The sequence below is a fragment of the Rheinheimera pleomorphica genome, from assembly GCF_011634895.1.
Taxonomy (GTDB): Bacteria; Pseudomonadota; Gammaproteobacteria; order Enterobacterales; family Alteromonadaceae; genus Alishewanella; species Alishewanella pleomorphica.
Map to the genome: position 1 here is coordinate 192314 of NZ_SIRR01000012.1, position 17076 is coordinate 209389.

General features: G+C 50.8%; 16 protein-coding genes. 4 read left to right on the top strand and 12 right to left on the bottom strand.

Features of this window, described 5'->3' with window-relative positions; all coding sequences use genetic code 11:
* Window positions 1-127: 127 nt before the first annotated feature.
* From EYB30_RS14035 to zwf, 5 genes are read right to left on the bottom strand one after another with little or no spacing between them, the layout of a single operon-like run.
* Entirely contained in the window at window positions 128-781 is a 654-nt protein-coding gene (locus EYB30_RS14035; protein ID WP_277816737.1) for a bifunctional 4-hydroxy-2-oxoglutarate aldolase/2-dehydro-3-deoxy-phosphogluconate aldolase, read from the bottom strand.
* Window positions 765-1751 carry a glucokinase gene (locus tag EYB30_RS14040; RefSeq protein WP_166839532.1) on the bottom strand — a complete coding sequence of 329 codons (987 nt, stop codon included), beginning with the start codon at window positions 1749-1751 and terminating at the stop codon, window positions 765-767. The genes EYB30_RS14035 and EYB30_RS14040 overlap by 17 nt, the downstream gene beginning before the upstream one ends.
* On the bottom strand, window positions 1744-3576 hold the full coding sequence (gene edd, locus EYB30_RS14045) for a phosphogluconate dehydratase (RefSeq protein WP_166839533.1): 1833 nt from the start codon (window positions 3574-3576) through the stop codon (window positions 1744-1746). The genes EYB30_RS14040 and edd overlap by 8 nt, the downstream gene beginning before the upstream one ends.
* A gap of 9 nt (window positions 3577-3585) precedes the next feature.
* A complete protein-coding gene (gene pgl / locus EYB30_RS14050) occupies window positions 3586-4278 on the bottom strand; it encodes a 6-phosphogluconolactonase (RefSeq protein WP_206674650.1) in 693 nt (230 codons plus the stop codon).
* A gap of 3 nt (window positions 4279-4281) precedes the next feature.
* Window positions 4282-5751: a glucose-6-phosphate dehydrogenase gene (zwf, locus tag EYB30_RS14055; protein ID WP_166839534.1), complete on the bottom strand. Its 1470-nt coding sequence runs from the start codon at window positions 5749-5751 to the stop codon at window positions 4282-4284.
* A 254-nt stretch (window positions 5752-6005) separates the two neighbouring features.
* On the opposite strand from zwf, the gene EYB30_RS14060 reads away from it, so the two are divergent.
* Window positions 6006-6863 carry a MurR/RpiR family transcriptional regulator gene (locus tag EYB30_RS14060; protein ID WP_166839535.1) on the top strand — a complete coding sequence of 286 codons (858 nt, stop codon included), beginning with the start codon at window positions 6006-6008 and terminating at the stop codon, window positions 6861-6863.
* 131 nt (window positions 6864-6994) lie between these two features.
* Window positions 6995-8431 carry a pyruvate kinase gene (gene pyk, locus EYB30_RS14065; RefSeq protein WP_166839536.1) on the top strand — a complete coding sequence of 479 codons (1437 nt, stop codon included), beginning with the start codon at window positions 6995-6997 and terminating at the stop codon, window positions 8429-8431.
* 56 nt (window positions 8432-8487) lie between these two features.
* On the opposite strand, the gene EYB30_RS14070 is transcribed toward pyk, so the two are convergent.
* On the bottom strand, window positions 8488-9459 hold the full coding sequence (locus EYB30_RS14070; protein WP_166839537.1) for a DMT family transporter: 972 nt from the start codon (window positions 9457-9459) through the stop codon (window positions 8488-8490).
* A 200-nt stretch (window positions 9460-9659) separates the two neighbouring features.
* Here EYB30_RS14070 and EYB30_RS14075 point away from each other — a divergent pair, with 200 nt between their 5' ends.
* On the top strand, window positions 9660-10643 hold the full coding sequence (locus EYB30_RS14075) for a 6-phosphofructokinase (protein ID WP_166839538.1): 984 nt from the start codon (window positions 9660-9662) through the stop codon (window positions 10641-10643).
* Between the two features lie 7 nt (window positions 10644-10650).
* On the opposite strand, the gene EYB30_RS14080 is transcribed toward EYB30_RS14075, so the two are convergent.
* The 4 genes from EYB30_RS14080 to EYB30_RS14095 form a co-directional block, all read right to left on the bottom strand.
* Entirely contained in the window at window positions 10651-11469 is an 819-nt protein-coding gene (locus tag EYB30_RS14080; protein ID WP_166839539.1) for a LytR/AlgR family response regulator transcription factor, read from the bottom strand.
* A complete protein-coding gene (locus EYB30_RS14085) occupies window positions 11462-12544 on the bottom strand; it encodes a sensor histidine kinase (protein WP_166839540.1) in 1083 nt (360 codons plus the stop codon). The genes EYB30_RS14080 and EYB30_RS14085 overlap by 8 nt, the downstream gene beginning before the upstream one ends.
* A 114-nt stretch (window positions 12545-12658) precedes the next feature.
* Window positions 12659-13057 (bottom strand): acyl-CoA thioesterase, encoded by a 399-nt coding sequence (locus EYB30_RS14090; protein ID WP_166839541.1) that lies wholly within the window; start codon window positions 13055-13057, stop codon window positions 12659-12661.
* Between the two features lie 95 nt (window positions 13058-13152).
* Window positions 13153-13503 carry an HIT domain-containing protein gene (locus EYB30_RS14095; RefSeq protein ID WP_166839542.1) on the bottom strand — a complete coding sequence of 117 codons (351 nt, stop codon included), beginning with the start codon at window positions 13501-13503 and terminating at the stop codon, window positions 13153-13155.
* A 77-nt stretch (window positions 13504-13580) separates the two neighbouring features.
* On the opposite strand from EYB30_RS14095, the gene EYB30_RS14100 reads away from it, so the two are divergent.
* Window positions 13581-15359, top strand: coding sequence for a M61 family metallopeptidase (locus EYB30_RS14100; protein ID WP_166839543.1), 1779 nt, complete (start codon window positions 13581-13583; stop codon window positions 15357-15359).
* A gap of 7 nt (window positions 15360-15366) precedes the next feature.
* Here the strand turns inward: EYB30_RS14100 and EYB30_RS14105 are convergent, their stop codons facing one another.
* Both EYB30_RS14105 and EYB30_RS14110 read right to left on the bottom strand, forming a co-directional pair.
* The gene (locus EYB30_RS14105; protein ID WP_166839544.1) at window positions 15367-16191 is read right to left on the bottom strand and encodes a M23 family metallopeptidase; all 825 of its coding nucleotides are present in this window, start codon (window positions 16189-16191) and stop codon (window positions 15367-15369) included.
* Window positions 16154-17011 (bottom strand): 6-carboxytetrahydropterin synthase, encoded by an 858-nt coding sequence (locus tag EYB30_RS14110; protein WP_166839545.1) that lies wholly within the window; start codon window positions 17009-17011, stop codon window positions 16154-16156. Before EYB30_RS14110 ends, EYB30_RS14105 begins: the two co-directional genes overlap by 38 nt.
* Between the last annotated feature and the right edge of the window lie 65 nt (window positions 17012-17076).

Sequence of the window (17076 nt, forward strand, 5' to 3'; positions counted from 1 at the left end):
GCCGCGGCCTGAAACTACACAGGCCAGCGTAAAAAGTGCGCTACTATACGCCTTTTCAGCACTAAACTCAAAACAAACACCCGGTAAAAACCGGGTGTTGTTGTCGGTGACGCTATAGCCTACCGCGTTAACGGCGGGCTTGTGCCACAGCGGCCTGGCATAGTTGGGTTATTCTATCCCAATCTTTGCTGGCTACTGCGTCATCAGGTACTATCCAGGAGCCGCCAACACATTTCACATTGGGCAGTGCCAGATATTCCATAAAGTTTTTCTCGTTGATACCGCCGGTAGGACAAAAGCGGATATCGGCAAAAGGACCGTGGATCGATTTTAATGTTTTAACACCACCGGCGGCTTCTGCCGGGAAAAACTTAAAGTGGCTGTAACCAAGGCCGGTGCCTTCCATTAATTCTGAAATACTGGCGATACCCGGAATAAGCGGTATGCTGCAGTCTTTACCCGCTTGCAGCAGTTCACGGGTCAGGCCCGGGCTGATGGCAAATTTGGCCCCAGCCTCTACCACCTGCTGTAATTGCGCCGCAGTGGTAACCGTGCCGGCACCGACGATAGCATCAGGCACTTCCTGTGCCAGCAGACGGATCGCTTCCAGTGCCACTGGCGTACGCAGCGTCACTTCCAATACTTTTATACCGCCGGCCAACAGGGCTTTTGCCATTGGCACAGCGTCGGCTAAATCTTTTATCACGATAACCGGTACCACTGGCCCTTGTTCAAATAAGGTACCCGGTTGTAACTGCCAGTTTTCAAATGCCATATTCATTACTCGCCAAAAATTGTTTCAGGTAAACGGCAGCCCCGATTAATCCGGGTTGCTCTGCCGTCACGACATAGCTGGCGATCTGGCGATTAAAAGCGCTAAACCGGCCTTTTGCTTCAAAACGCGCTCTGAACTCGCTGTTTGCAAGCAGAGGTAATAATTTGGGTACTATGCCACCGGCAATATAAACACCGCCAAAGGTGCTTAAGGTTAATGCCAGATCGCCGGCGACACTGCCGAGGCTGGCGAAAAACTGCTGCACGGTGGCCAGGGCTAAATCGCACTCGCCCTGTAACGCCTTAGAGGCAATCTGTGCCGCCGATAGCGGCGTCACCACTTGCTGACGATACAGCGCCAGTGCTTTGTAGATAGCTTCAAGGCCGGGGCCCGATAGCAAACGCTCTGGCGAGACATGGCCATACTCTTTTGCCAGCATTTGCTGAATAAACCATTCCTGCTCATTTTGCGCCGCCCAGTCGATATGGCCGCCCTCACCCGGCAACGGAATATACTGGCCGTTGTGTGGCAGTAAATGTGCAACGCCAAGGCCGGTTCCGGCACCCAGTACGGCCATAGGTTTGCCGCTTAGGCTGCTGCCGGCACCAAACTGCACTTTTTCATCTTCTTTAAGTGCCGGTAAACACATGGCTACAGCCGTAAAATCGTTCATCACCTTAAGTGCGGCCAGGCCAAGCTGTTGCTGCATGGCGCTGATGGAGAACTGCCAGTGAAAGTTTGTCATGCTAACCTGATCGCCGGTGACCGGACAGGCAATAGCGATAGCAACGTGTTTAACCGCTGTCAGCGCTTGCTGGCGCATATAATGCGTTAATGCATCCGCTAAGGTGGCAAACTGGGCGCACGGATACACCGCGACCTTATCCAGCGTCAGGCTGTCCAATGCAACGCGGCTAAAGCGGGCGTTAGTGCCGCCGATATCGGCGACAATAGCGTGTGATGGCAGCTTAGCCATGCAAATGCTCCTCCGTGCTAAACAAACTACAGGCGCCCTGCTCGGCACCGGTCAGTTGGCTGCGCAGGGCGCCAAACATTTCGCGGCCCATGCCGTAGTAACTGGCGGCCATGTCCATGGTTGCCGGTTGACGTGCATTAAACTCCTGCTCAGGCACTAACACTTCCAGACGGCCGGTTAAACCATCTACCAGCATCATATCGCCGCTTTGGATACGGGCAATGTTACCGCCGTCAATGGCCTCTGGCGTGACATGTATCGCCGCCGGTACCTTGCCTGACGCACCGGACATCCGGCCGTCAGTGACCAGCGCCACTTTAAAACCTCTGTCCTGCAGTACGCCCAGAGGCGGTGTGAGTTTATGCAGCTCTGGCATACCACAGGCCTTAGGTCCCTGAAAGCGCACAACGACGATACAGTCTTTATTCAGTTCTCCGGCTTTAAAGGCCGCATCCAGTTCATGCTGGCTGGAAAACACCACCGCTGGCGCTTTTACCACTTCGGTACCTTCACGCAGCGCAGAGGTTTTAATTACGCCACGGCCAACATTGCCGGATAACACTTCCAGGCCACCGTGATCTTTAAAAGGTTTTTTCACACTCGTCAGCACATCCGGATCCAGTGATTGCTCTGGCGCATCAACCCACACCAGCTTGCCATCCTGCAGCACAGGTTGCTGGGTGTAACGGCGCAAGCCGGGGCCGGCGACCGTTTGTACGTCTTCATGCAATAAACCGGCGTCGAGTAACTCACGTATCAGCAGTGCCATACCGCCAGCATGCTGGAAGTGGTTAATATCGGCCTGGCCGTTAGGATAAATTCGGGTCAATAGCGGCGTGGCCGCCGACAGCTCAGCAAAGTCATCCCAGTTAACGATGTAACCGGCTGAACGCGCCATCGCGATTAAATGCATAGTGTGGTTAGTAGAGCCGCCTGTGGCCAGCAACCCAACGATACCGTTAACGATGGCTTTGGCATCGATCATCTTACCGGCAGGTAAATAATCAACACCCAGATCGGTTAACCGTGTTACCTGACGCGCAGCTGCTTTGGTCAGCTCATCACGCAGTGGCGTGCCCGGGTTAACGAAAGAGGCGCCTGGCAAATGCAAGCCCATAATTTCAACCACTAACTGATTTGAGTTGGCCGTGCCGTAAAAGGTACATGTACCGGCCGAGTGATAAGATGCCGATTCAGCGGCCAGTAGCTCTTCTTTACCTACTTTACCCTCGGCGTACAACTGGCGTACCCGGGCTTTTTCTTTGTTCGGAATACCTGATGGCATAGGACCGGCCGGCACAAACACAAACGGCAGATGGCCAAAGCTCATGGCCGCCATAAATAAACCCGGCACAATTTTATCGCAAATACCCAGCATTAAGCCGCCATCGAACATATTGTGCGACAAGCCAACGGCTGCAGACATGGCGATAATGTCGCGGCTTAGTAAGCTTAGTTCCATACCAGGCTGGCCTTGCGTTACACCGTCACACATCGCCGGTACACCGCCGGCAAACTGCGCCACGCTACCCACCTCTTGCACCGCTTGTTTAATCAGCGCCGGGTAATGTTCATACGGTTGATGCGCCGACAGCATATCATTGTACGACGATACTATGCCGATATTGGCTTTGGTCAGGCTGCGCAAATCACTTTTGTCCTGTGAATTACAGGCGGCAAAACCATGCGCCAGATTTCCGCAGCTAAGCACGCCGCGATGCGGGCCCTTTAACCGGGCCTGCTCCAACCGTTGCAGATAAATCTGCCGACTTTTCTGGCTACGGGCAATAATTCTGTCCGTTACTTTCTGAATCACAGGATCCATGACTATCCCCTACTTCGCTGTATACATCACTGTTACATCAGCAACAGGATGTTGTAAAAAGGCCCGGATAGGCATAGCGTAAATGTCGTTATCCGCCATCGCTTTATCCAGTACTGAAAGTTTATTGGCGCCGACCAGATGCAGGAAAATGTGCCGGCTGTTTAACAGCCGCGGCAAACTGAGTGACAACCGCTGGTACGGCGCGCTAGCAGGCTGCACGGCAAGCACTGCCGGTGCATCCATCATTAGACCTTGCTGAATTTGTTCACTGCAGGGAAACAAGGATGCGGTATGGCCATCCTCACCCATGCCCAGGATCACAGCATCGAAGGTCGGTAGTGCAGCAACACGCGGTAATACCTGCGCTACGCCGTCAAATGCCGAGCTGGTATTGGCGTACAAGCTAATAAAACGGGCTGCTTTGGCCTTATGCTGTAGCAAGCTGGCTTTGACCAGGCGCTCGTTCGAATCGTTGTGACTGGCATCCAGCCAACGGTCATCGGCCAATAACACTGTTACTTTGTGCCATGGCAGATCAGTTTGGCTCAAGGTTTGAAACAATGCTTGCGGCGTTTTACCGCCCGATACCACTAAATAGGCCGCATCACGCTCGGCGATAGCCTGGCGCAGAATATCGGCTAAGCGCTTAGCAAAGTCTTGATTTAGCGCTGCGGTATCGTTGAACTGGTTTAGCTGCATCATGGCTTATTCCTCCCAGTTACGATCATCGCGTGCCAGCATCGAAATGGCCGCTACCGGGCCCCAGCTGCCGGCCTGATAGGTTTTTGGCGGTTCATTGCTGGTTTTCCAGGCATCCAGAATGCTATCTACCCACTTCCAGGCATGTTCTACTTCGTCGCGGCGGACAAACAGATACTGGTTGCCTAACATGGCTTCAAGTAGCAAGCGCTCATAGGCATCAGCAATACGCTGCGATTTAAAGGTTTCGTCGAAACTTAAATCCAGTTTGCTTTCCTGCAAGCGCATATGCTCGCCCAGGCCAGGAATTTTATTTAATACCTGAATTTCCACGCCTTCATCAGGCTGTAAACGAATAATCAGTTTATTCGCCGGTAACTGGCTGTACGTAGCATGAAAAATATTGTGCGGTTGCGGCTTAAAGCAAATCACCACCTCACTGAGTTTCGACGCCATGCGTTTACCGGTACGCAGGTAAAACGGCACGCCTGCCCAGCGCCAGTTGTCGATATCCACTTTAATGGCGACAAAGGTCTCGGTTTTACTGTTCGCCCGCGCGCCCTCTTCTTCCAGGTAACCGGGCGCCGCTTTGCCGGCAACAAAGCCACTGGCGTACTGGCCGCGCACGGTTTTTTCCTGAATATTGCTGATATCAATACGGCGCAGCGCTTTGAGCACCTTTAACTTTTCATCGCGGATACTGTCCGCATCCAGCCGTGCCGGCGGCTCCATGGCGATAAGTGTTAATACCTGCAGTAAATGGTTTTGTACCATATCGCGCATTTGGCCGGCATCATCATAATAGCTCCAGCGGCCTTCAACGCCCACTTCCTCTGCTACGGTGATCTGCACATGGTCGATAGAATTATGATCCCAGTTACCAGCAAAAATGGCGTTAGCAAAACGCAGGGCTAACAGATTCAGCACTGTTTCTTTGCCCAGGTAATGGTCGATACGATAAATCTGACTTTCTTTAAAAAACTCGGCCACCTGATCGTTAATTACTTTCGATGAAGCCAGATCGTGACCAATCGGTTTTTCAAGTACTACCCGTGCCGGCTCTGCGGCCAATCCGGCTACCGCCAGGCCTTTACAAATAGCACCAAATAATGACGGCGGCGTAGCAAAATAACTTACCGGTACCCGTTTACTGCTATCGGTTACTGCAGACAGCTTGTTGTAATCCTGCTCGTTTGTCAGGTCCAGCTGAACATAGACCAGTTTTTGTTGTAAGCGCTGCCAGACATCTTGGTCCAGCGGCTCTTTTAAAAACTTATTCAAGTTGGTTAGCACCAGCTCGGCATAAGCTTCTGTAGACATATCGTCACGTGCTACACCGATGATGCGTGACTCAGGGCAGAGTAAAGCGGCTTTTTCCAGCTGATACATTGCCGGTAATAGCTTGCGCCGGGCTAAATCGCCCTTAGTACCAAACAAAATTAAATCACATGCCGAATTCTGTGCTGTTGTCGTCATAACTGACCCTTGATTTAGATGTAATTTTACAACACTTAAGCCATACTAGCGCAGCATAACGGGGTTGTAAACCGGATATCTTGTAATTAAATTACAGATTGCGTAATGTTTTGACTATTCTTATATAATAAGGCAGCCTTAGCAATCGATCTGTGGTTTTGTGGTAAATTTAATACCATTCTGATAACCGATCTGAAGAGCGACATGCTGTGTTACACCCTGTATCAGCCTAATTATAAGTCAGGAATCGCCGGATGAACGTGCTGGAAAAAATCGTTAATAGCGTCAACAATTTTAGTAAGTCAGAACGCAAGGTAGCAGACGTCATTCTGGCTAACCCGCAAACTACTATTCACAGCAGTATAGCGGCTTTGGCTAAAATGGCAGATGTCAGTGAACCAACGGTTAATCGTTTTTGTCGCCGTCTCGATACCAAGGGCTTTCCCGACTTTAAATTGCACTTGGCGCAAAGCCTGGCCAATGGCACGCCTTACGTTAACCGCCATGTTGAAGAAGAAGACGGGCCTGAAGCCTACACCGCTAAAATTTTTGAATCCACCATGGCTGCACTCGACACAGCACGGCAACATGTTGATATCAATACAGTTAATCGGGCTGTTGATGTGTTAACTCAGGCGAAAAAGATTTCATTTTTTGGCCTGGGTGCCTCAGCGTCTGTGGCACATGATGCACAAAATAAGTTTTTCCGTTTTAACGTACCTGTGGTGTGTTTTGATGACATCGTTATGCAGCGTATGAGCGCGATAAATAGCGCTGAGGGGGATGTTGTTGTGTGTATTAGTCATACCGGACGGACGAAAAACTTGTGTGACATTGCCGCTATCGCCCGCGAAAATGATGCCACCGTGATAGGCATTACCGCCTATGACAGCCCACTCGCCAAAGAATGCACCCTGGTATTGTCGCTGGATGTGCCGGAAGATACCGACATGTATATGCCAATGGCATCACGGGTGGCGCAGTTGGTACTGATTGATATTCTGGCCACTGGCTTTACGCTACGCCGGGGTAGCAAGTTCCGTGAAAACCTGAAAAAGGTAAAAGACAGCCTGCGCGGCTCACGCTTTGATAAAAAAGACTTCAATAACTGATGGCGGGCGCAGTTGTTTGCCAACTGCGCCAACCTGTCGCTTTTCTTCATCCTGTTGCTGTATTCTGTAATAAAATTACATTACACTAACGTCAGGTCATACACCCTCTTTGCAACAAGCAGGAAAACACCATGCACAGAAGAACTAAAATTGTCGCCACCCTTGGTCCGGCTACCAGCACGCAACAGTCGATTGAAAAACTGATTCAAGCCGGAGCGTCGGTTTTCAGGTTAAATTTCTCGCATGGCAGTGCTGATGACCATCGCGAACGGGCCGCTATGGTGCGCGCTGCAGCAGACAAGCTTGGTGCACATGTCGCTATTTTAGGCGATTTACAGGGTCCGAAAATTCGTGTGTCTACCTTTAAAAACGGCGCCGTGCTGTTAGCAGAAGGCCAGCCTTATGTGTTGGATGCCCAGCTGGCAAAAGGTGAAGGCGACGAGCAGCAAGTAGGCATTGATTACAAAGAGTTACCCCAGGACGTTAACGCCGGTGACTTATTGTTGCTGGATGATGGCCGTATTCAGCTAACTGTTGACCGGGTGGAAGGTAGCCGGGTACATACCACTGTTACCGTTGGCGGTAAGCTGAGCAATAATAAAGGCATTAACCGCCAGGGCGGCGGATTAACAGCCCCTGCCCTGACCGAAAAAGACAAACGCGATATTGTTACTGCCGCTCAAATTGATGTCGATTTTCTGGCTGTATCTTTCCCGCGTTGTGGCGATGATTTACGTCTGGCACGTGAGCTGGCACAGGCAGCCGGCTCTGAGGCCCGTATTATGGCGAAAATTGAACGCGCCGAAGCCGTTGCCGATAACGACACCCTGGATGATATTATCCGCGCCTCTGATGCGGTAATGGTTGCCCGTGGCGATTTAGGTGTTGAGATTGGCGATGCTGAGTTAGTCGGTCAGCAAAAACGCATTATCGCCCGCTCGCGTCAGCTCAATCGTGTGGTGATCACCGCCACCCAGATGATGGAGTCGATGATTGAAAGCCCAATGCCGACCCGCGCTGAAGTAATGGATGTGGCCAATGCCGTACTTGATGGCACGGACGCGGTCATGTTGTCAGCCGAAACGGCAGCCGGTAAATACCCGACTGAAACAGTAAAAGCGATGGCCCGCGTATGTGATGGTGCCGAGAAGCACCCCAGTGTGCAAATTTCTAAGCACCGCATGGATGTCACCTTTACTGAGATCAGCGAAACTATCGCTTTATCAGCCATGTACGCAGCGAATCATCTGGAAGGCATTAAAGCCATTATTACCCTGACAGAGTCTGGTTACACCGCTAAACTGATGTCGCGCATTACCTCGCCACAGCCAATTTATGCGCTGTCTCGCCATACCAAGACATTGAATAAAATGGCATTGTACCGCGGTGTTTACCCGGCATTTTTTGACAGCACGGCATTGAATGGTCAGCTGCTGGCCGATGCGGCTATCGATGCCGTACGTGACAAAGCCGGCCTGAAAAGTGGCGATCTGGTGATTATGACGCATGGCGATGTGATGGAAACCGTCGGTGCTTCTAACACCTGCAAAATTGTGCAGGTTAAATAGCACTGTCTCTGTTACATTGATGCAAAGGGCTCATTGAGCCCTTTTCTATTTCTGGTTTAAAACACATCCCGTTGCAGCTTTCTGACCCGTCGCGCTTCACGGTACTGCACAAACTGCGGTGCCAACGCCGTAAGTGCCGAGCCAGCGACAACGAACACCGCTCCCAGCCAGGACCACAGATTAAGCGGCTGTGCCGTTAAATAAGCCGGAAACCACCAGGCCACTAAAGCGGCAAACAGTATGGTAAACAACGGCGTGACCGCCAGTACGGCGCTGACTTTAGACGCTTCCCAATGGTGCAGTGCTTCGGCAAAGGCGCCGTAAGCGACGACTGTATTCAGACAGCAAAAAATCAGTAAGCCCCAGTGCAGCAAACTCATATCAATAAAAGGCCGGTAATCGGCCAGCGGTAAAAAGGCGACACTGCCGGCAACATACAACAGATACATAATTTGTTTTGAGCCCAAATGCACTAGCAGTTGCTTTTGCGCCAGTGCATAGCCAGCCCAGGTAACCGCCGCCGCTATAATTAACAAAACGCCCAGCGTCTCAGTACCTGCCTGCAGTATCAGCGCGACCAGTCGCTCGTTAAAAAACAACAGTAAACCGGCAACCAGCAATAAGGCCCCTGCTTTTTGCCACAACAGCAAACGCTCTTTAAAAATGATCACGCCGCCTAGCATCATCAAAAAGGGCGCTAACTGAATCACCACCTGGCCGGTTTCAGCCGTTAAAAAGTTTAGCCCGCTCAGGTACATAATATAGTTAGATAACAGCCCCATGACGGCAATAAGCAGCAGCCAGGCAATTTTGCGGCTGCGCAGTAAGGCCAGCCTGGGGAGTTTGCCGCGGGCCGCCAGCCAAAGCCCCACAATCAGTGCGGCAGAGACAAAGCGGATCGCTGTGATGGTGTTCGCCGTCATAATATCCAGCAGCATTTTCAATGCTATCGGCAAGATGCCCCATAAAATGGCAGTCGTCAGCGCCAATAGCAGCCCTAACATGCTTTTACCTGTGGTCTGGTGCATTAGTGTGGTTCCGGTGCGGCCTGTTCAGGCTCAAGTCGCTGTATGGTGGACGTTATTATATTTTCGCTTATTCCCCCCTGTTTGTCTGTAGTATTGCGCGGCAGACTCGACTAATGTACTAACTGTTGCGGCATATCAAGTTAGCCTGGTGTGAATGGCCGTTATACTGTTGTATTAAGCAACTCTGAGTGAGCAGGACAATGATCAAACGTATTGGTGTACTAACGTCCGGCGGTGATGCGCCGGGTATGAACGCAGCCATCCGCGCCATAGTGCTCACTGGTGCCGCGCACAATATCGATGTCATTGGCTTTCGGCATGGTTTTAACGGCTTGCTGGAACAAGATTACCAGACACTGCTGCCGCAGCATGTACAACATATTATCCAGCATGGTGGTACTGTGTTAAAAAGTGCCCGCTGCAAAGCCCTGCATAGCGACGCCGGGGCACAGCAAGCGGCCGACGCACTGCACAACTTAGCGTTAGATGCGCTAATCATTATCGGCGGTGATGGCAGCTTTCGCGGCGCTTTGGCAATAGCAGCGCATTATCGGGGGCAAATCATCGGCGTACCGGGCACTATTGATAACGATGTCGACGGTACCGACTACACTATTGGCTTTGCGACCGCCATTGATACGGCGCTGGATGCAATTGATAAAATCCGCGACACCGCAGATGCCTTTGAGCGCATTTTTCTGGTGGAGCTGATGGGACGACATTCCGGTTATATCACGCTATCGGCGGGTATTGCTGCCGGTGCAGAGCAGATTATCTGTCCTGAATTTGGCCGTTTAGACGATCTCAACAGCCTGCTGACGCCAATACAACATGCACAGCTTTTGCGCGGTAAAAGCAGTTACATTATCGTTGTTGCAGAGAACAGCTACCCGGGGGGAACGACAGCACTGGCCGAAGCGCTATGCGCTGAGCTGGGCATTGAATGCCGCGCCTGTATACTGGGCCATATTCAACGCGGAGGCTCACCGGTCGGCGCTGACAGAATTCTGGCAACCAAGCTGGGGGCTTTTGCGGTAGAGCAATTAGTGCAGGGAGCCCATTTGGTAATGGCTGGCGAAGTCAGCCAGCGGGCCGTGTTATATCCGTTGGCACAAACCGGCGATAAGAAAAAGCAGATAGACCCCTATTTGGTACGCTGGCAACAATATATTGCCAGCGACTGATCACCGCTTACTGGTTAAACACCTGTTTTACGCGGTCTTTGTAACTGCGGCTTACTTTTACTGCCTGGCCATTGGTGAGCATCAACTGATGCTCACCATTCGCCAGCATTTGCAGCTTAGCTATAGTGTGCACATTGACGATGGCAGAGCGATGCACACGGACAAACAGTTTAGGGTCCAGCTCTTGCTCCAACTCTTTCATGGTGCGCCTTAAAATATGCGTTTGACCATCACGGGTATGAATACACATATAATCGCCGGCAGCATCCACCCACTCTATTGCCGCTACCGGTACCCGGGTGATTTCACCGCTATCTTTTATGCTGATGGCATCGGGAAAACGGTCGTTAACGACAGGCTCAGCATTATCTAAACGTTGTAAGATATTGTCGGCATCATCACCGGTTAATTTTGCAACGGCTTCAGCCAGTTGCCCCTTATGCTTTTGCGTATCCTGTGCCTGATAAATCTTCAGTACTTTTTCTACCGCCTGCTTTAACCGCTCAGGTTCAACCGGTTTTAACACATAGTCCAGTGCATTCACTTCAAAGGCATTATACGCATAGTGGTCATACGCCGTGACGAAGATAATGTAGGGCAAGCTCACCTGCTCTGCCTGCAACTGCTTTAGCACAGCAAAGCCGTCCATACCGGGCATTTCGACGTCTAAAAAGACTAAATCCGGTTTTAACTCTGCGATCTGCTCTATTGCCTGCTGGCCATTGCTACACTGGGCAATCACATCCAGTTCGGCAAACTCTGCCAGGCGCACCATCATTCCCTTGCGGGCTAAAGGTTCATCATCGACTACTATTACCTTAAGCATGTTCCTGTTCCGTTTTTTCTAATTGTAATGGAATTCTGATATTTACTTTTAAACCGCGCGGCTGGTTATGGGTTAACACCAGGGCAAAATTATTATCATACAGTGCCGACAACCGCTCTTTGGTATTGACCAGGCCGACACCGCTATCGCTGCTTTTCGGTAACCCATTGGTAATATTCATGCCCGGGCCATTGTCCGCCACTTCCAACAATAAATCGTGGCCAAACTTTTTTGCCGTTATAGCAATTTCGCCACCATTAATCTGGCTGGCGACAGCATACTTTATCGCGTTTTCGATCAGCGGCTGCAAGATTAAACTGGGTACCAACGCCTTTTCTGTGCCGTCTTCCAAATCAAACACCACTGCTAAGCGCTCAGAAAATCGCACTTTTTCAATTTCTAAATACAACCGCGCCGCGTAAACCTCTTGTTCCAGCGGCACCTTGTTAATGGGATCTTTGTACAACGAATAGCGTAAAAAGTCACTAAGCCTTGTCACCATTTTATTGGCCGTGTCGGTTTCGTTAATTAATACCAGGGTGGAAATGGCATTTAATGTATTAAATAAAAAATGCGGGTTTAGCTGATAGCGCAGCATTTTAAGCTGCGCTTCGTGCGCCTTGTTGGTGGCAGTTAGCAGTTTTTGCTTTTCCAGCTGCAGGGTTTGATAGTACTTAATGCCAAAATATAAGCCGCTCCAACTTAGCATTACGTAAAACGCAAACGGCGTATCGCGGATGTATTTTAGCCAGTCGTCCGGGCGCGCGCCATGGCGATAGATTTCCCAGTAATTAAAGTTGCGCACCGCTGTCCAAATTGCTGCCGTTAAGAAAGCCAGCAACAGTACGGTTAATGCCAGTTTCCACGGCACCCAATGCCAAATCCGTTGATAGGCATAGCGCAGCGGTATAGTAATTAACCAGCCTAAGTAAGAATCCAGCGCCACAACAATAAGATATGCATCGCGGGTTTCCAGTACCAGCGAGTTCAGATAATTGACGATAGCAAAACCAAGCCAGCCTAAGGTATGGAGGATCCAGAACTGACGGTTGCGATCTTCAAATGCTTTATACAAAATATCAACCTGCAGGCCGAGCTGTTAATCGGCCGATTATAACCAAAGCGCGGCCAAATACCTTAACCACTGACCGTGTTTGTCTAAGCGTTAATCGCATTCGCCTGTACTATTTTAGCCGAGCACCGGCGTCGGTTTTCTGTCCGGCCCCAGCGCAACAAAGGTAAAGCTGCCGGAAATGGCTTTGTGTTGATCATCGTTGTACATATGCTCAACAAAAATGTCGACATGAACACGGATACTGGTGCGCCCGACATGCTCTACTTTGGCCACCAGCTCTATAATGGTGCCGGCCGGAATAGACTCCTTAAAATCAACCCGGTCAGAGCTGACTGTCACCAGAGGCTTGCGGCAAAAACGCGTTGCAGCAATAAAGGCGGCTTCATCCATCCAGGCCAGGGCTTCGCCACCAAACAACGTATTGTGATGGTTAGTGCGCCCGGGAAATACCGTTTTGGTGACACGGGTAATGGCATGTTCCATCCGTTTTGCGATCAGTGCTTCGTTATTCATAGTGGTTACTCAGGCTGTGATGTCGTTTTGCGTTAAGGCGGCGAATTTTATAAGAGTTAGACGCGATTGCAACCGTAATGCACAGAAATAGCTGCTTAGCGGCTTAACATAGGCCCAAGCGCCCGGCCACCCACCAGATGCAAATGAATATGATACACCTCCTGCCCGCCATGCGCGTTGCAGTTCATGATCAGCCGGTAACCTTTATCAGCGATACCATGCTCTGCCGCCAGCTTGCGCGCAACGGTAAATAAACGCCCTAATGCTGCTTCGTGCCGGGCTTCGACATCGTTCACTGTTGGAATAAGCTGGTTTGGTACTAATAAAATGTGCACCGGAGCCCGTGGCCGAATGTCGCGAAAAGCCGTCACCAAATCATCCTGATATAAAATATCAGCGCTGGCTTCGCGGCGGATAATTTTACTGAACACCGTTTCTGTTGCCATAACGTTTTCCTTCCCCTGTTTTAACGGCATAATAGCCAGCTTAATACGCCCGGCGGTGGCAGGCAAAGAGTAATACAATGAAATCTGTAAACTATCAGTTCGATATCACGGACATTGGCGCCCATCTGATCCAAGTCAGCTTAACCTTTAGCCCGGTACAGACAGTGCATCAGCTGAGCTTACCGGCGTGGATCCCCGGCAGTTATATGATCCGTGATTTTGCCCGCAATATTACGGCCATTCATGCCCATGATAAATCGGGCCCGTTGTTACTGACACAACTGGATAAACAGCGCTGGCAGCTGAACTGCAACGACAGCCCGGTTAGCATCCAATATAGCGTTTATGCCTATGACATGTCAGTGCGGGCAGCATATATTGACGATGAGCTGGCGGTGCTTAATCCGGCATGCCTGTGTCTGGCGGTCGAAGGCTTGCAGGCACTACCACACCGGCTGAAGATCATTAAGCCTGCAATGGCCAGCTGTAAAAACTGGCGCCTGGCCACAGCGTTAACCCGGGCGGCAAATACCGCTGAGCTCGGCTTTGGTCAATATCTGGCTGACAACTACGACAACCTGATTGATAGCCCTATTTTGGCCGGCCGTTTTTCCGTTGCGTCTTTTACCCTTAACAAGGTGCCACATTATCTGGTCGTTAGCGGTGATAATCTTACTGATTTGGCCCGTTTTACCAGCGATTTACAGCGCATTTGCCAGCAACAAATCGGCGTGTTTGGTGCCTTACCGGACGATTTGAAACACTATTGGTTTTTACTCTGGGTAACCGATGACGGTTATGGTGGCCTGGAGCATATGCACTCAACCCTGTTACTGTGCAGCCGCTTTGACTTACCGCCGCCTGGCAATACACCGCCAGATGACAATTATCAAAACCTGCTGGCACTGTGTAGCCATGAATATTTTCATACCTGGTGGGTAAAAAGGTTAAAACCTGCCTGCTTTCATCCGTATCAGTTAAGTGCAGAGCAGTACACGCCCCAGCTGTGGCTGTATGAAGGCTTTACGTCTTACTTTGATGATTTAGCCTTAGTCAAAGCCGGTCTTATTGATCTACCCCGCTATATAAAAACACTGGAGAAAACCATTAGTCGCGTTACACGTAACCCAAGTGATAGCGCGCAAAGCCTGACAGACAGCAGCTTTAACGCCTGGACTAAGTTTTATAAGCAGGATGAAAATGCCGCTAACGCAGTGGTCAGTTATTACGCCAAAGGTGCCTTGTTAGCACTGTGTCTGGACGCCAAGCTACGTACTGCCGGCTATAGTCTGCAACAGCTTGTGCGCCAGCTATGGCAAACTTATCTGCCAACGGGTACACCGGACGACGCGCTGTCTGAAGTATTGCAACAGCTGGGGCTGGATGAGCTGGCCTGTTTAACTACCCGCTGGTTAACTCAGCCTGAGCCGCTGCCGCTTCAGCAAGTGTTAGCGGAGTTGGGCCTGCAGTTAGCGCTGCGTCCTATGCAGCATGGCGAGGATGTTGGCGGCAAGCCGGCTAATGCGCAGGCTATCTATATCGGTGCCCAAACCAAGGTGGTTAATAACTTGCTTCAGCTAAGTCAGGTGTATCATGGCGGCAGCGCACATCAGGCCGGGTTAATGGTTGGCGATCAGCTGCTGGCTATCGACGGCCGCAAAATCAGCGCCGCCAGTATGGCACCGTTGCTCAGCCGTTATGCGCCAGGTAGCAAAGCTCAGCTGCACTTTTATCGCAAAGACCGTTTGCTCGACACCACACTGCTTCTGGATGTGGCCCCGCAGCAGGTTGCGGTGCTTAGTGTTGTTAATGAAGACAAGTGCCAGCGTTGGCTGGCATCAGAGAAGAAGCATTAAACCTGCTTTAAGGTGTCAGGTCGTCAAGCACTAAACCCGGCAGCAATGCCGGGTCCAACCGCTCCTGTTGCCAGTTTATCCGCCAGTCAAGATGCGGTCCTGTTACCCGGCCCGTAGCCCCCACTTCGGCAATTTTATCGCCTTGCTGCACCTTATCACCGGTTTGAACGGTAAAACGACTCAGGTGCATAAAGGTTGAACTGACACCAAAACCATGGTCGATAATCAGTGTCAGGCCGGAGTAGTATAAATCTTCTGCCAGCAGCACGGTGCCGCTAAGTGGTGCTATCACGCTGGCGCCAACCGGGGCGGCTACATCCAGCCCGTAATGTGGATTACGCGGCTCACCGTTAAACACCCTTTGGCTGCCATAGACACCTGAAATACGGCCTTGTGCCGGCATCAGCGGCTGGGCAAAAATATACGGCAATCGGCTTAGCGTCGCACGAACCTGCCGTACTTTCTGGTTATCGCGTTTTATACGCTCAGTCACCTCGGCCGGCGGTGTAACATACTTTTGCGCCACCCCATTGACATGCTGGATAGCATACTGACGTGGTTTAAATACTAAGGTACGTTGGTGTGTTTTACCATCTCGTTGCAGCACCAACTGGTGCTCAGCAGGCGCATCGCGGCCCACACCAAACACAAAGCGACCATCGTCGGTCAGCATCAGTTCTGTATTATTAAATAACACCCGGCTAACCCCCGCCAGCTGGCCGCGGATCAGGCTGCCCTGAGTTAGTTCACCCTCAAGTTGTAAATCGTCAAACGCCTGCGCTGGTAACCCCAGACTAACTAACAGCGATAGCGCCTTTAGCCACACCTTCATATGCAACAACCTTATACTGTTTATCCGGCTCCTGTTGTTTCAACTGGGCCGCGATATAATCCGCCAGGCACTCAACCGTGGTATCGCAGGGTACAATTTCACAATGTGCCCGTGGCATTGACAGTTCAAACCAGCCCTGCCCGGCCCGATAGGCAAAACAGTAATCCTGTGGCTCAGCTTGTAAATGCTGCAAGGTTTTGGCATCAACGATATCTTCGGCCGTAGCCAAATAGATATCCTGCCAACGTTCACTCCAGTATTTATTCAGCCGTGGTGCCAACATGCCATCGGTATAAATTTGAATGGTAGAGCGATGGCCATGCGCAATGCGCTGGCAATTACCGTCATGCTTTTTTAAACCATGACTATAGTGGTAATAAAAACCGTTGCTGGCTTCTGGCCGCAGGTTTAATACCAGCTGTTTAACATGTGCCGGTAACAGCGGCATTAACTTGTCATGCAAAAATGCTGTCAGACTGTGCACATCTATTTGCGGGCTTGGCACAACGGCTACCGCCTGAGCCGGCGCCGCCATTTGAATGCGGCCCCGTGCGCTTTGAAAACTCAGCACGCTATAATCAGCGTCGCCGTTTAACTGTAATGCCTGCGCCTGACCAGGTACCGCCAGTTTATGGTCAAGTAGCTGATCGATGGCCTGCTTAATCACTTTTTTTACCAGGCTAAAATCCAGCACCATCGACGCGTTATCCAGGCCACCATGCAGTTCAACATCGACAATAAAACTTTCACCCAGCATGCCACGCGTCTGGCACAGGTAAGAAAAATCAATTACGGTTAGATCCCGGACAAACAAAATCATTAACGATACTCATAGCTTGATAAACTGGCCGCATTATACCGCCGATTAGGCCCGGGCAACACCAG

Coding starts and splice junctions, on each gene's coding strand:
- pgl (WP_206674650.1), bottom strand. CDS start 4,278: ATGATGCAGCTAAACCAGTTCAACGATACCGCAGCGCTAAATCAAGAC.
- EYB30_RS14095 (WP_166839542.1), bottom strand. CDS start 13,503: ATGGCAACAGAAACGGTGTTCAGTAAAATTATCCGCCGCGAAGCCAGC.
- EYB30_RS14060 (WP_166839535.1), top strand. CDS start 6,006: ATGAACGTGCTGGAAAAAATCGTTAATAGCGTCAACAATTTTAGTAAG.
- EYB30_RS14075 (WP_166839538.1), top strand. CDS start 9,660: ATGATCAAACGTATTGGTGTACTAACGTCCGGCGGTGATGCGCCGGGT.
- edd (WP_166839533.1), bottom strand. CDS start 3,576: ATGGATCCTGTGATTCAGAAAGTAACGGACAGAATTATTGCCCGTAGC.
- EYB30_RS14105 (WP_166839544.1), bottom strand. CDS start 16,191: ATGAAGGTGTGGCTAAAGGCGCTATCGCTGTTAGTTAGTCTGGGGTTA.
- pyk (WP_166839536.1), top strand. CDS start 6,995: ATGCACAGAAGAACTAAAATTGTCGCCACCCTTGGTCCGGCTACCAGC.
- EYB30_RS14080 (WP_166839539.1), bottom strand. CDS start 11,469: ATGCTTAAGGTAATAGTAGTCGATGATGAACCTTTAGCCCGCAAGGGA.
- EYB30_RS14070 (WP_166839537.1), bottom strand. CDS start 9,459: ATGCACCAGACCACAGGTAAAAGCATGTTAGGGCTGCTATTGGCGCTG.
- EYB30_RS14090 (WP_166839541.1), bottom strand. CDS start 13,057: ATGAATAACGAAGCACTGATCGCAAAACGGATGGAACATGCCATTACC.
- zwf (WP_166839534.1), bottom strand. CDS start 5,751: ATGACGACAACAGCACAGAATTCGGCATGTGATTTAATTTTGTTTGGT.
- EYB30_RS14035 (WP_277816737.1), bottom strand. CDS start 781: ATGAATATGGCATTTGAAAACTGGCAGTTACAACCGGGTACCTTATTT.
- EYB30_RS14110 (WP_166839545.1), bottom strand. CDS start 17,011: ATGATTTTGTTTGTCCGGGATCTAACCGTAATTGATTTTTCTTACCTG.
- EYB30_RS14100 (WP_166839543.1), top strand. CDS start 13,581: ATGAAATCTGTAAACTATCAGTTCGATATCACGGACATTGGCGCCCAT.
- EYB30_RS14040 (WP_166839532.1), bottom strand. CDS start 1,751: ATGGCTAAGCTGCCATCACACGCTATTGTCGCCGATATCGGCGGCACT.